The 14,124-nt window shown below is 67.3% G+C and carries 12 protein-coding genes; 8 read left to right on the forward strand and 4 right to left on the reverse strand.

What is annotated here, in order from left to right; translation table 11 throughout:
* Positions 1-108: 108 nt before the first annotated feature.
* A complete protein-coding gene (locus ADBZ5N_RS02210; protein WP_526255887.1) occupies positions 109-1,362 on the forward strand; it encodes an alpha/beta fold hydrolase in 1,254 nt (417 codons plus the stop codon).
* Here the strand turns inward: ADBZ5N_RS02210 and oppA are convergent.
* The 4 genes from oppA to oppB form a co-directional block, all read right to left on the reverse strand.
* The gene (oppA, locus tag ADBZ5N_RS02215; RefSeq protein ID WP_526255888.1) at positions 1,352-2,989 is read right to left on the reverse strand and encodes an oligopeptide ABC transporter substrate-binding protein OppA; all 1,638 of its coding nucleotides are present in this window, start codon (positions 2,987-2,989) and stop codon (positions 1,352-1,354) included. The genes ADBZ5N_RS02210 and oppA overlap by 11 nt on opposite strands.
* Positions 2,990-3,078: 89 nt before the next feature.
* Positions 3,079-4,923: an oligopeptide ABC transporter ATP-binding protein OppD gene (oppD, locus tag ADBZ5N_RS02220; RefSeq protein WP_526255854.1), complete on the reverse strand. Its 1,845-nt coding sequence runs from the start codon at positions 4,921-4,923 to the stop codon at positions 3,079-3,081.
* A complete protein-coding gene (gene oppC / locus ADBZ5N_RS02225) occupies positions 4,920-5,846 on the reverse strand; it encodes an oligopeptide ABC transporter permease OppC (protein ID WP_526255855.1) in 927 nt (308 codons plus the stop codon). Before oppC ends, oppD begins: the two co-directional genes overlap by 4 nt.
* Positions 5,843-6,820 carry an oligopeptide ABC transporter permease OppB gene (gene oppB / locus ADBZ5N_RS02230; protein ID WP_526255856.1) on the reverse strand — a complete coding sequence of 326 codons (978 nt, stop codon included), beginning with the start codon at positions 6,818-6,820 and terminating at the stop codon, positions 5,843-5,845. Before oppB ends, oppC begins: the two co-directional genes overlap by 4 nt.
* Before the next feature lie 190 nt (positions 6,821-7,010).
* On the opposite strand from oppB, the gene ADBZ5N_RS02235 reads away from it, so the two are divergent.
* The 7 genes from ADBZ5N_RS02235 to ADBZ5N_RS02265 all read left to right on the forward strand — a co-directional run bounded on the left by ADBZ5N_RS02235 (position 7,011) and on the right by ADBZ5N_RS02265 (position 14,115).
* On the forward strand, positions 7,011-7,502 hold the full coding sequence (locus ADBZ5N_RS02235) for a beta-class carbonic anhydrase (RefSeq protein ID WP_526255857.1): 492 nt from the start codon (positions 7,011-7,013) through the stop codon (positions 7,500-7,502).
* 93 nt (positions 7,503-7,595) lie between these two features.
* Positions 7,596-8,525, forward strand: coding sequence for a sulfate adenylyltransferase subunit CysD (cysD, locus tag ADBZ5N_RS02240; protein WP_526255858.1), 930 nt, complete (start codon positions 7,596-7,598; stop codon positions 8,523-8,525).
* Positions 8,525-10,411 (forward strand): sulfate adenylyltransferase subunit CysN, encoded by a 1,887-nt coding sequence (cysN, locus tag ADBZ5N_RS02245; RefSeq protein WP_526255859.1) that lies wholly within the window; start codon positions 8,525-8,527, stop codon positions 10,409-10,411. The genes cysD and cysN overlap by 1 nt, the downstream gene beginning before the upstream one ends.
* Entirely contained in the window at positions 10,408-11,142 is a 735-nt protein-coding gene (locus ADBZ5N_RS02250; protein ID WP_526255860.1) for a 3'(2'),5'-bisphosphate nucleotidase CysQ, read from the forward strand. Before cysN ends, ADBZ5N_RS02250 begins: the two co-directional genes overlap by 4 nt.
* A gap of 109 nt (positions 11,143-11,251) precedes the next feature.
* Positions 11,252-12,478, forward strand: a complete 1,227-nt coding sequence (locus tag ADBZ5N_RS02255) for a hypothetical protein (protein ID WP_526255861.1) — start codon at positions 11,252-11,254, stop codon at positions 12,476-12,478.
* Between the two features lie 39 nt (positions 12,479-12,517).
* Entirely contained in the window at positions 12,518-13,006 is a 489-nt protein-coding gene (locus ADBZ5N_RS02260; protein ID WP_526255862.1) for an Rrf2 family transcriptional regulator, read from the forward strand.
* Positions 13,003-14,115 carry a TDT family transporter gene (locus ADBZ5N_RS02265; RefSeq protein ID WP_526255863.1) on the forward strand — a complete coding sequence of 371 codons (1,113 nt, stop codon included), beginning with the start codon at positions 13,003-13,005 and terminating at the stop codon, positions 14,113-14,115. The genes ADBZ5N_RS02260 and ADBZ5N_RS02265 overlap by 4 nt, the downstream gene beginning before the upstream one ends.
* Positions 14,116-14,124: the final 9 nt, after the last annotated feature.

Genomic DNA, 14,124 nt, shown 5'->3' on the forward strand with positions numbered 1-14,124 from the left:
ATCCCACGCTACGACCGCGGTGCGGCCGGCGTCACCGTCTGCGCGGCAAGTGGTGACTTTCTCCCCTGCCCACGTTGGCAGAATCGGGGGCATGCCGGGACCCTGCCGATGACCCTGGACGACAAACGCCGCCGCGTCCACGACAAGTTGGCCGCGCTGCCCGGTGTCGCCTCGTTGCGCCGCCCGGTCACCGACCCCGACGGGGAGCAGTTCGATCTGTATTACATACGCACCGGCCCGCCGACAGTGCGCCCCTTGGTCGTCATCCCCGGCGGCCCGGGCATGGCCTCGATCGGTCACTATCAGGGTCTGCGCCGCCGGGCCGCCGCCGCCGGCCTTGACGTCATCATGGTCGAGCATCGCGGTGTGGGCATGTCCCGCCATGACGACGACGGTCAGGACCTGTCGGCCGAGGCGCTCACCATCGAGCAGGTAGTCGACGACATCGCCGCAGTACTCGCCGACGCGCAGGTCGACGACGCCGTGGTGTACGGGACCTCCTACGGCAGCTACCTCGCCGCCGGGCTTGGTGTGCGGCACCCCGACCGCGTACACGCGATGATCCTGGACTCTCCGCTGCTCAACCGGGACGACATCGAGATCATGCGTCGCGAACTGCGCCGACTGCTCTGGCACGGCGCCGATCCGGACAGCTCCGACCTCGCGGCCAAAGTGCGGCAGCTTTCCGATGACGGCGCCATGACGCCCAGCGACGCCCAACTCGCGGCAGCTCTCTATGGCATCGGCGGTTCGGACATGCTGCACCGTCTGCTGGATCTGCTGCTCGATGACCGGCGGGTGCTCTGGACCACGATGGGATACCTCAGTCGGCTGGCCAGCCGAAAAATGCCCTACCGCAACGAAACCGACCTAGTGGGCCCGATCGGATACCGGGAATTGAATTTCCACGGCACCCCCGACGGCCTTCCGCTGGACCCGGCGGTGGCGATGCGGGAGTCCGACCTTGACGCGCCGCCGGACTTCCAGGGCGAGCCGTTCGACCTGGTGGCCGAGATGCCCGGCTTCGGCTGGCCCACCGTGGTGATCTCCGGCGGCCGCGACCTGATCACCCCGCCGGCGGTGGCTGACCTCATCGCCGAACTCGTTGCTGCCCCGGCCTTGGTGCGGCTGCCGACCGCCGGTCACAGCATCCTGGACACCCGGGAGCGGGCGGCGCTGCGGATCGCCGGTCAGGTGTGTGACGGCCGGGCCGGGGACCTGCCGGCCCAGGGGCAGGTGCTCGACGAACTGCCCGCATCACCGGAACTGCGGCTGCTGGGCTTGGCGATTGAGGCCGCGGCGCGGGTCGAGGGCGTCCTTCCGGCAATGCCCCGACTGTTGCCCCGCCCGCCTATTTCATGAAACCGATTGTGCTGTAGTTCAAGTCGCCGACACCGGACGGGCCGAAATTGGCCAGTGCGTTGCGCACCGCAACGTTGCCCGGCGACTGGAACAGCGCGAGGCTGAATACCTCTTCCCACAACATCTTGTCCACCTCGTTGGCCAGGGCCCGGGCCTTGACCGGATCGAGTTCGTCGAGCACTTCCTCGACTTTGGCGTCGATCTGCGGTGAGGAGATCTTGCCGAAGTTGCTCTCCGCGCCGGTGGTGAAGATCTGGTTGAGGCAGCACAACGCGAAAGCGTCACCGACCCAGGAGAATTGGGTGATGTCGAAGTCGCCGACGTTGACGTAGTTGGTGAAGAAGCCGTTGGCGGGTTTGACGTCGAGTTCCAACTTCACCCCGATCTGGGCGAGGCTGTTCTGCGCCACCTGGGCCACCTGCCGACCGCTCTGGGAGTCATACAGCACGTCCCGGATCACCAGTTGTTTGCCGTCCTTCTCGCGGAACTGGCCGTTGAGCTTCCAGCCCAGCGCGTCTAGTTCGGCTTTGGCCTTCTCCGGGTCGTAGGCCACCACCGCGCTGTTGTCCTGGTAGCCGTCCTGGCCGGCGACGAAGATGTGGTTACCTAGCGGGGTGGGCTTGTCCACCAGACCACGCTGGGCGACGTTGACGATGGCCTGCCGGTCGATACCTTTGGCGACGGCCTGCCGCAGCGCCCTGTCGGACAGGATCGATCCCGGTGCGCCGTTGAACGTCAGGTGATACCAACTCGGTCCGGGGGCGCGGCGGATCGAGATGCCCTCGGTGCGCTGGGCCACGGTCAGTTCGTCCAGCGAGGCGATCCCGGTGGCGTCGATCGTGTTGTTCTGCAGTGCCGGGATGCGGGCGGCGTCGTCAAGAGCCAGGAAGGTGATCGAGTCCAGCAGCGGTGGGGTTCCCCACCATTTCGGGTTGCGTGTCAACGTCACCCGCTGCGCGGTGCGGTCCACCGCGGAGATCATGAACGGCCCCGCGGACGGTCCCGGCTTGTCCAGCTGGCCCTTGTTGAACACGTCGGGGTCGGCGGTCATGCTCTTGGGCAGCAGCATGGTGTTGCCGGCGAACATGCCGCGCCACTCCGGGTAGTGCTGGGCGAAGGTCATCACGGCCTGGCGGTCGTCGACCCCGCGGGTGACCGAGGCGACCCGGTCTGAGCCGTTGGGGGAGGCAATCGCGAAGGCCTTGTCCTTGCCGCTGGTGGCGTTGATCTGGGAGGCGATGTCCTCCCAGGTGATCGGCGTACCGTCGGACCAGACCGCCTTCGGGTTGACGGTGTAGGTGACCACCTGCGGGTCGGTCTTGGTCAACTCCACCGAAGTGAAGTAGTCGGTGTTGACCTTCATCGACCCGTCCGGGGATATCACGAACGCCCGCGGCATTGTGGGGCGCTGCATGGAGCCGTTGTCGGCCTCGTTGCCGTCGATGTTGAGGGTGTTGAAGTTCGACGGCAGCGCCCCGATGGCCAACCGCAGATTGCCGCCCGACTTGAGGGCCGAGACGTCCTGCGGGTTGGTGTCGCTGCTCTTGCCGAGTTCGGCGTTGGCGCCGGGTGCGGCGGCCTCGCGGTTGGGCGCCGAGCAGCCGGCCAGCGCCAGCAATGCCGCCATCGCGACCGCGAGCAGACGCAAAGTCGCGCTGAAACGCCGCTGTGAGTGAGAGTTTGTGTCTGTTCGCGCAAGGGTCACAACCGCTGATGTTAGCGGCGCGCCGGGTCGGGTTGGGGGATGGCGGCCAGCAGTTGTCGGGTGTACTCGTGGCGAGGGTTGGTGAAGACCGCTTCGCTGTCGCCGTACTCCACGATCGCCCCCCGGTGCATCACCGCGACCTGGTGGGCCAGATGTTTGACCACCGACAGGTCGTGGGAGACGAACAGGTAGGACAGGTCGAACTCGTGCTGCAGATCCAGCAGCAGGTTGATGATCCCGGCCTGGATCGACACGTCCAGCGCCGAGACGGGCTCGTCCAGAGCCAGGATCTTGGGCTGCAACGCCAACGCGCGGGCGATGCCGATGCGCTGTTTCTGGCCGCCGGAGAACTCCGCCGGATAGCGGCTGGCGTCGGCCCGGCGCAGCCCCACGATCTCCAGGAGCTCCGCTACCCGATGGTCGGTGGCCGTCTTGTCGAAACCGTTGGCGCTCAGCGGTTCAGCGAGGATGTCGAACACTGGAAGTCGAGGGTCCAGGGATGCCACCGGATCTTGGAACACCACCTGCAGATCGCGGCGCAACTCGCGCCGCCGTGCCGGGGTGAGGGTGGCGACGTCGTTGCCCAGGACGTCGATCGATCCCGACTGCGGTGCGCGCAACTCCAGGATCTCGTGCAGCGTGGTGGATTTGCCCGACCCGGACTCGCCCACGATGCCCAGTGTGCGGCCCTGCTGCACCTCGAAGCTGATCCGGTCGACGGCGCGTACCTCGCCGATCTGGCGGCGGAACACCACGCCCTTGGTCAGTCGGTAGGTCCGGCTTAGGTCAGAAACCCGCACCACCACGGCGCGGGGACCGCCGTCGTCGGCCTCGGGCGCCGCGGTGGCCACACCGTAGATCTCCGCGGCACTGCGCCCAGCCACCTGATCGGTGCGGATACAGGCCGCTAGATGCTCAGAATGCCCCGGACCCACCGGCGCCAGGGCCGGTTCGGCCGACGCGCATTCCTCGACCAGCAGTGGGCACCGCGGCGCAAATGGGCACCCGGGCGGCAGCGTCACCAGGGACGGCGGAGCGCCGGGGATGGGCACCAGGCGTTCACCGCGGGGTGCGCCGAGCCGGGGAACCGAACCCAAAAGCCCTGCGGTGTAGGGCATCCGGCGATCAGCGTAGAGGTCGGGGACCGAGGCCGTCTCCACGGCCCGGCCGGCGTACATGACCAGCGCGCGATCGGCGAACTCGGCGACCACCCCGAGGTCGTGGGTGATGATCAGCACCCCGGCGCCGGTGACGTCGCGGGCCGTCCTGAGCACTTCCAGGATCTGAGCCTGCACGGTGACATCCAGTGCGGTGGTCGGTTCGTCGCAGATGATCAGGGCGGGGTCGTTCGCGATCGCGATGGCGATCACCACCCGTTGGCGCTCACCACCGGAGAGTTCGTGCGGGAAGGCTCGGGCGCGCCGATCGGGTTGGGCGATGCCGACCAGGTCGAGCAGTTCGACCGCACGGGCCCGGGCCTGCGCTCTGCCGACATCACGATGGTGCACCCGGATGGCCTCGGCGATCTGGTCGCCCACGGTGTAAACCGGGGTGAGCGCCGACATCGGATCCTGGAACACCGTGCCGATGCGACGGCCCCGGATCCTCGACATCTCCTCGTCGGGCATCCCGAGCAGTTCCCGGCCGTCAAGTCTGGCCGAACCGGACACCGAGGCGTACTCCGGCAGCAGACCGATCACCGCCATCGCCGCCGCGGACTTCCCCGAGCCGGACTCGCCGACCATCGCCACCACTTCACGCGGGGCGATCCGGTAACTCAGTCCGCGCACCGCCCGCAGTTCGCCACTGTCGGTGGGGAAGCTCACCGACAGGTCATCCACCGTCAGCAGGCTCACGGCTTGATGAGCTTCCGCCGCTGCAGATTTGCACTGCCGGGATCGAGTGCGTCGCGTAACCCGTCGCCGGTGAGGTTGGCGCACACCAGGATCAACACCAGCACCCCGGCCGGAAACAGGAACACCCACGGGAACGTGGTCGCCGACTTGGTCCCGTCGGCGATCAGGGTGCCCAAGGAGACATCCGGTGGCTGCACGCCGAAACCGAGGTAGCTCAAACCGGTTTCGGCCAGGATCGCCACCCCGACGTTCAGCGCGGTGTCGATGATCAGAATTGAGGCCACATTGGGCAGGATGTGCCGGGCGATGATCCGCCAACTCGGCACGCCCATATAGCGCGCCGCCTGGACGTATTCGCGTTCGCGCAGGCTCATGGTCAGGCCGCGCACCATGCGGGAGCTGATCATCCAGCTGAATGCCGCCAGCAACACGATCAACAGCGCGATGTTGGCCGAATTCTTGGTACGCGGGGTGATGATCGCGATCAGGATGAAGCTGGGCACTACCAGCAGCAGATCGACGAACCACATCAGCGCCCGGTCACGCCAGCCGCCGAAATACCCGGCGACCGAGCCGACGATGGCGGCCACCAGCGCCGAGATGAACGCGACGCACACCCCGATGAGCAGCGACTTCTGCATGCCGCGCAGCACCTGGGCCAGGACGTCCTGGCCGAGGGCGTTGGTGCCGAACCAGTGCTGCGGACTCGGTGGGGTTTGCAGCGCGTAATAGTCGATGTCGGTGTGGGAGTAGGGCAGCAGCGGCGGAACCGCGTAGCAGGCTACGAACAGCCCGACCAGTACCGCCAGCGAGATGACCGCCAATCGGTTCTGCAGGAAACGGCGGGTTACCAGGGTCCGTCGGGACACGAACTGCTCGGGGTCGGACTGGCTCTGCGCCACTTGAACTTCCGGTGTGCTCATGTCACCCGAACCCGCGGGTCGAGCATGGCGTAGATGACATCGGAGAGCAGCCCCGCCAGCAGGACCACTGCGCCGGAGAACAGCGTGATGGCGGCGACGATGTTGGTGTCCTGGGTAGCGATTCCCTGCACCACCCACTCACCCATGCCGTGCCAGCCGAAAATCTTCTCCACGAACACCGCCCCGGTGACCAGTCCGGCGACGCTGTAGGCGAACAGTGTGGCCATCGGAATCAACGCTGTTCGCAGACCGTGCTTGAACAGCGCTTGGCGGCGGGTCAGTCCTTTGGCCCGGGCGGTGCGGATGAAATCCTGGCCGAGCACATCGAGCATGGCGTTGCGTTGGTAGCGGCTGTAGCCGGCGATGGAGACCAGCGCCAGCGTCACTGTCGGCAGCACGAGGTGCTGCAACCGGTCGACGAACCGGTTCCAGGCCCCGCCCACCGCGTCGGGGGACGTCTCGCCGGTGTACTCGAAGATCTGCATCCCCAGCGTCGTATTGACCTGGAGTGCGGCCAGAATCAACAGGTTGGCCAACACGAATGTCGGTGTGCTGATGATCAGTAGGGACAACAGCGTCACAACGCGGTCGGATAATCGGTACTGGCGGATCGCCCCCCAAGCGCCCACCACCACGCCGATGACGGTGCCGAGCACCGAGCCGATCACCAGCAGTCGCAGACTGACCCCGATCCGGCGCCACAGTTCGTCGGAGACCGGTTGGCCGGCGACCGTGGTCCCGAAGTCGCCCCGCACCGCACCGGAAACCCAATGCGCGTAGCGCAGCGGGATCGGCTTGTCGAGGTCCAGTTCGGCGGCTTTGGCGTCGATCACCGCCTGCGGCGGGCGCGGGTTGCGCTGCAGCAGGCTGTTCAGCGGGGTGAAGGTGTAGGAGGTCAGCGAAAAGGTCAAAAAGGACGCCAGAGCCAGCAGCACCAGATAGTTGAGCAACCGGCGCGCCAGAAACCGGATCATCTGCCGACCCCTGGTCGGGCCCGATGTCGCATCAGCACAGGGTAGGAGATCGCGGGCGTTGCGCCGCGATGGGCACGGGTAACCATGGGAAGGGCGGGACTGAGGGCGGCCCTGCATCACGCCGGTGGTTCACCGGCGCCGGCGGCGGCTACCATCTCGGCGAGCATCCCCCGCCGACAGGAGAGCCGCCGTGAGCGTCACCGACGAGTATCTGGCCAATAACGCCGAGTATGCGAAGACCTTCTCCGGGCCGTTGCCGCTGCCGCCGAGCAGGCACGTGGCAGTCGTGGCGTGCATGGACGCGCGGATGGACGTCTACCGGATGTTGGGCCTCAACGAGGGCGAGGCGCACGTCATCCGCAACGCCGGCGGGGTGGTGACCGACGACGAGATCCGCTCCCTGGCCATCAGCCAGCGTCTGCTGGGCACCCGGGAGATCATCCTGATCCACCACACCGACTGCGGCATGCTGACGTTCACCGACGACGACTTCAAGCGTGACCTCCAGAAGGACACCGGTATCAAGCCCGAGTGGGCGGCCGAGGCCTTCGGCGACGTCGAGGTAGACGTCCGGCAGTCCCTGCGGCGCATCCAGGCCAGCCCGTTTGTCACCCTGCACACCTCGGCCCGGGGCTTTGTTTTCGACGTGGCAACCGGAAAGCTGACCGAGGTCAGCCTCTAGACCATTTGCGATCGGGGCGCACGTGCGGCCCCATCAGGTTGGTACACTCGAAGTTCATTAATCTGGTCAAATCTACCAACTTAACGAGGAAGTATGGTCGAGACCGCGGTCGCCCAGCCCCGAGCCGGGCAGTACGAATTGAGCCATCTGCGCTCATTGGAGGCCGAGGCCATTCACATCATCCGCGAGGTGGCCGCCGAGTTCGAGCGTCCGGTGCTGTTGTTCTCCGGTGGCAAGGACTCGATCGTCATGCTGCACCTGGCCATCAAGGCGTTCGCCCCCGCCCGGTTGCCGTTCCCGATCATGCATGTCGACACCGGCCACAACTTCGATGAGGTGCTGGCCACCCGCGACGAACTGGTCGACCGCCACGGCCTTCGACTGGTGGTGGCCAAAGTGCAGGACGACATCGACGCCGGCCGGGTGGTGGACAACGGCCCGTCGCGCAACCCGTTGCAGACCGTGACCCTGCTGCGCGCGATCCGGGCGAACCGCTTCGATGCCGCATTCGGTGGGGCCCGCCGCGACGAGGAGAAGGCCCGCGCCAAGGAGCGCGTCTTCAGCTTCCGGGACGAATTCGGCCAGTGGGACCCCAAGGCACAGCGGCCCGAACTGTGGAACCTCTACAACGGCCGGCACCGCAAGGGTGAGCACATCCGGGTCTTTCCGCTGTCCAACTGGACCGAATACGACATCTGGGCCTACATCGGCGCCGAGGACATCCGCCTGCCGGCGATCTACTTCGCCCACCGCAGGCCGGTGTTCCGCCGGGACGGAATGTTGCTGGCCGTCCATGAGTTCATGCAGCCCGCCGACGGCGAGGAGATCGTGGAAACCTCAGTTCGGTTCCGCACCGTCGGTGATGTCACCTGCACTGGCTGCGTGGAGTCCGAGGCCGCCACAGTGCTTGAGGTGATCGCCGAGACCGCGGTGTCCCGGCTCACCGAACGCGGTGCCACCCGCGCCGACGACCGCATCTCCGAGGCCGGCATGGAAGACCGCAAGCGCGAGGGGTACTTCTGATGGCTGAATCCGATTCCCGGGTCGCTTCGCTCCCGCCCTCAGCCACCACCCTGCTGAGGCTGGCAACCGCCGGTTCCGTCGATGACGGCAAATCCACGCTGATCGGCCGTCTGCTGTATGACTCCAAGGCCGTCATGGAGGATCAGTTGGCCGCCGTGGAGCGCACCTCCCGCGAGCGGGGCAACGACTACACCGACCTGGCGCTGGTCACCGACGGGCTGCGCTCGGAGCGCGAACAGGGCATCACCATCGACGTGGCCTACCGCTACTTCGCTACGGCCAGGCGGAAATTCATCATCGCCGACACCCCCGGACACATCCAGTACACCCGCAACATGGTCACTGGTGCCTCCACGGCCCAGCTGGTGATCGTCCTCGTCGATGCCCGCAACGGTCTGCTGGAACAGTCCCGCCGGCACGCCTTCCTGGCCTCACTTCTCGGTGTGCAGCACATTGTGCTGGCCGTCAACAAGATGGACCTGATCGGCTGGGATCAGGAGCGGTTCGAATGGATCCGCGACGAGTTCCACGCCTTCGCGGCACGCCTTGACGTCCACGACGTCACCACCATCCCGATGTCGGCGCTCAACGGAGACAACGTGGTGACCAAGTCCGATAAAGCGCCGTGGTACGACGGGCCGCCCCTGCTGCGCCATCTCGAGGACGTCTACATCGCCGGTGACCGCAACCTCGTCGACGTCCGGTTCCCGGTGCAGTACGTCATCCGCCCGCAGACCCGCAAGCATGCCGATCACCGCAGCTACGCGGGAACGGTCGCCAGCGGCATCCTGCGCCCCGGCGACGAGGTCGTGGTGCTGCCGAACGGAAAGACCAGTCGCATCACCGCCATCGAGGGACCGGCCGGCCCGGTGGCCGAAGCGTTTCCGCCGATGGCGGTGTCGGTCAGTCTCGCTGATGACGTTGACATTTCTCGCGGCGACATGCTGGCCCGGCCGAACAACCAGCCCGAAGCCAGCAGCGAATTCGACGCTACAGTCTGCTGGATGGCCGACGACGCCACGCTGGAGCCCGGACGCGACTACGTCATCAAACACACCACCCGGACCACCCGAGCCCGGGTGAGTGCGCTGGACTACCGCCTTGACGTCAACACCCTGCACCGCGACAAAAGCGCAACGGCGTTGAAGCTCAACGAACTTGGCCGGGTGACCCTGCGCACCCAGGTTCCGTTGCTGCTCGACGAGTACACCCGCAACGCGGCCACCGGATCGTTCATCCTGATCGACCCGGACACCAACGTCACCGTCGCCGCCGGCATGGTGCGCGACACCGCGCCGGCGGCCAACAGAAGTGCCTCACCCAACACCGTGCGCCACCAGTCGCTGGTCAGCGACCGTCTGACCAAGGGCCGGACCGTCTGGTTCACCGGATTGTCGGGCTCGGGTAAGTCCTCGATAGCCGTGGTCGCCGAACAGATGCTGCTCGAACAGGGCTGCCCCGCTTACATTCTGGACGGCGACAACCTGCGCCACGGACTCAACGCCGACCTGGGTTTCGCCATGGCCGACCGTGCCGAGAATCTGCGCCGCCTGGCCCATGTGGCGACCCTGATGGCCGACGCGGGATTGACGGTGCTGGTTCCGGCCATCAGTCCGTTGCGTGAGCATCGCGAACTGGCGCGCGCCGTGCACGCCGTCGCCGGCATCGAATTCTTCGAGGTGTTCGTCGACACCCCGCTGGAAGACTGTGAAAGCCGGGATCCCAAGGGCCTGTACGCCAAGGCCCGGCGTGGCGAAATCACCCACTTCACCGGCATCGACAGCCCCTATCAGCGGCCCCGTAATCCGGACCTGCGACTGACTCCCGATCGCACGGTCGCAGAACTTGCCCGGCAGGTCGTCGAACTGTTGGAATTGCGGGCGTGAACGACCACGAACTGGCTGCCCGATTGGCGACCGAGGCGGGTCGGTTGTTGCTTGACGTGCGTGCCGAACTGGCCGAAGCGCCGGCGGCGGAGCGAAAGGCTCAAGGCGACAAGCGTTCCCACGAATTTCTCATGGGTGAGCTGCACCGGGCACGGCCCGCCGACGCGGTGCTCAGCGAGGAGGGCAGCGACGACATCGCCCGGTTGCGGTCGAGCCGGGTCTGGATCGTCGACCCACTTGACGGCACCCGCGAGTTCTCTGAACTCGGCCGCGACGACTGGGCGGTCCACGTTGCGCTGTGGTGCGACGGCGATCTGACCGCGGGCGCGGTGGCGCTGCCCGCCCAGGGTCTGACGTTGGCGACCCCGGCGGTGCCGGTTCCCCCTCCGCCGCCGACCACGCCGCGGATCCTGGTATCCAGGACCCGGCCGCCTGCTGTGGCACGACGGGTCTGTGACCAGTTGGGCGGCACGCTGGTCGAGATGGGATCGGCGGGGGCGAAGGTCTGTGCGGTGGTCCAGGGCCGCGCAGAGGTCTACGTGCACGCCGGTGGGCAGTACGAGTGGGATTCGGCGGCACCGGTCGCGGTCGCCCGGGCGGCGGGCCTGCACACCTCCCGGATCGACGGCACGCCACTGAGCTACAACCGGGCCGACCCCCTGCTTCCGGATCTGCTGGTCTGCCGGCCGAACTACGCCGACGCGGTGCTCGCGGCACTGGCGGACGGTTAGGGCCGGGGCGCGTCAGGTTCGCCCCGGATTTCCCCCTCAGGCAATTCTCAGCTATTCTTGAGGTTTCTCAGACAATACGTAACCTTCCGAGACAAGGTGGTGTGCGCGCGTGCCCTGGGCGTTCGGTCCGATCCTCACGGCGGGGGTGGCTCTGGGAGCCGCCGCTGTGGTGGTTTCCAACCCCGTCGTCGTGCCCCGCGCTGATGTCCAGATATCGGCTCGCGAACTGTCGGCCACCCTCACCGACGACGGTCATCGCGAGGCGGCCATCGCAATGCTCGATGAGGACTTCATCCGAGCCGTCGGCCCCGAGCCGGCCGCGTCGACCAATCCGCTCGCTGTCCTGACCGACTTGGTCCGGGTGATCGTTGCTGATGCCGCTTACCTGGGCAAGAACGCGATCCTGCACGCCTTCACGACGGGGGCTCGGGTCATCGCCGATCCGGCGCTGACCTCGACGTCCTATCCGTACGTTCCCGTAGAGCCCCCCGGTGCGGCGATCGACCCTGCGGCAATGGACCCTGCGGCGCTGCCCTGGCCGACGCCCACGGCGCCGGTGGCCGACCCTGGCGATCTGGGGCCGGTGGTGGCGCAAGCGCTCACCGAGATCCTGGCCGACGTCAGCCACGCCGGCGACGTTCGGGCCATCGCCGCGGCGTTCGCCGCCGGTGCGGCCCTGGCCACCGAGTATTTCCCCGTCATGGGTGCCGTTGTCGGGTCGGTCGGAGATGGCATCGGGCTGATAATCGACGGCACCGTGTCGGTGATTGCCGTTTTGCCGCGTACCGGAGCGGTGATCGGCGATGGCATTCGTACTGTCATCGCCCAGCTGCCGCTGATTGCTCCGCCCCCGATCGTCCCCCCGTCGATCGTCCCCCCGTCGATCGTCCCCCCGTCGATCACCCCGCCGGTGTCCGGCGCGGTGACCGAGGAGCCGACCCAATCCTCCGGCGAGAACACCCGTGCGACAGCGACCGAGGACCTCGACGCGGCCTCACCGCTGGCGGATCGGCGCACCCGTGGCGCCGCAGACCGGGCCGACGCCCTCCACGAAGACCTCGACGCCGCCCGTGACGTCGACGCCCCCCAGGATCCCCAGGACGTCCCCCAGGACGCCCCCCGGGACGTCCCCCGGGACGCTCCCGAAGAGCTCGCCGAGAGTGAAGATCCGGCCGCCGAGTTCCCGTCGGCACTCCCGCTGCGGCCCGCCGCCGAGGCCGATGAGCCCGCCGAAGCCGCCGAGGCACTTCAGAGCAAGGCGCACCAGCCCCCGCGGCAAGACGCCGACCCGGCCGGGCGAACCGGTGGGGAGCCCGCCGGCCGCGCGATCCGGTAGGCAGGCGGCGCCGACCGGCAAGCTGGCAGAATCCGGCTCATGCGGATGTCGGCCAAAGCGGAGTACGCCGTCCGTGCCATGACGCACCTGGCGTCGGTGGCCCCCGGTGTGTTGGTCAAGACCGACGACCTCGCCAAGGCCCAGGGCATTCCGCCGCAGTTCCTAGTCGATATCCTCTCCGATCTGCGGGCCGACCGGCTGGTCCGCAGCCACCGCGGCCGCGACGGCGGCTACATACTGGCCCGTCCGGCCGACCAGATCAGCATCGCCGATGTGCTGCGCTGCATCGACGGACCGCTGGCCAGCGTCCGCGATATCGGACTCGGCGATTTGCCCTACTCGGGTCCCACCGCCGCATTGACCGATCTGTGGCGGGCGCTGCGCGCCAGTATGCGGTCGGTTCTGGAGGAGACCACCTTGGCCGACGTCGTCGGCGGTGTCCTGCCACCGCACGTCAGCCGAATGGCGCGGGACTACCTCGGTCAGGAAGGTCGGCGCGGCCGCCGCAGCCCGACCGGGACGGCGTGAGCGCAGTGGACTCCCGGGTCGAAAAGCTCGGCACCCTGGGGCCGAACTGGTTCGCCTCGGTGATGGGCACCGGCATCGTTGCCAATGCGGCAGCGACGCTGCCTGTGCATATTCCGGGTCTGCAGACCTTCGCCCGGGTGGTCTGGGTGGTCGCTGCCGTCATGCTCATCACGTTGGTCGCCATCATCGGTGGTCACTGGGTTCGCCACCCGCGGACGGCGCGCAGCCACGCCCGCAATCCGCAGATGGCCCACTTCTACGGCGCCGCGCCGATGGCCCTGCTCACGGTGGGCATCGGCGCGATCCTGCTCGGCGGCCCCCTGATCGGCGAACAAGCCGCCGTCACCCTGAGTTGGGCGCTGTGGGTCGCCGGCACCATCGGGGGTTTGTTCACCGCGGTGACGATCCCGTTTCTGATGTTCACCCAGCATGACGTGGAACCCGATGCGGCCTTCGGCGGTTGGCTGATGCCCGTGGTCCCGCCGATGGTGGCCGCCGCCGCCGGATCCCTGCTGATTGCACACACGCCCGCCGGGGTGGCCCGCCAGACCTTGCTTTACGGCTGCTGGGCAATGTTCGGGATGTCTCTGCTCGCCGCCCTGATCATCATCTCGATGATCTGGAGTCGGCTGGCGTTGTACGGAACCTCGGGTACTGCCCGGGTACCGACCCTGTGGATCGTGCTCGGGCCACTGGGCCAGTCGATCACCGCGGCCGGCCTGCTCGGACTCAACGCCGCGCTGGCCGTCGACCCGGTCACCGCTCAAGCGATGAACACCTTCGCGGTCTTGTACGGCGTGCCGGTCTGGGGCTTCGCCGTGTTGTGGATCGCGTTGGCCACCGCACTGACCGTTCGTACCCTCCGTCGCGGCATGCCCTTCGCCCTGACCTGGTGGAGCTTGACCTTTCCGGTTGGGACATTCGTCACCGGCACAACGCAATTGGCGGTACACACCGGCTTGCCTGTATTCAAGGCGGTCGCGCTGATCGCCTACGCCTGCCTGATCGGCACATGGTTGTTAGTCGCAGTGCGCACCGCCCGGGGCAGCCTGCGTGGTCAGTTCTTCACGCCACCGCCAACCGCCCCGGTGCGGGCCCGTAAGGGGTAAACGATCGAT

The organism is Mycobacterium sp. (assembly GCF_044370595.1).
GTDB lineage: Bacteria > Actinomycetota > Actinomycetes > Mycobacteriales > Mycobacteriaceae > Mycobacterium.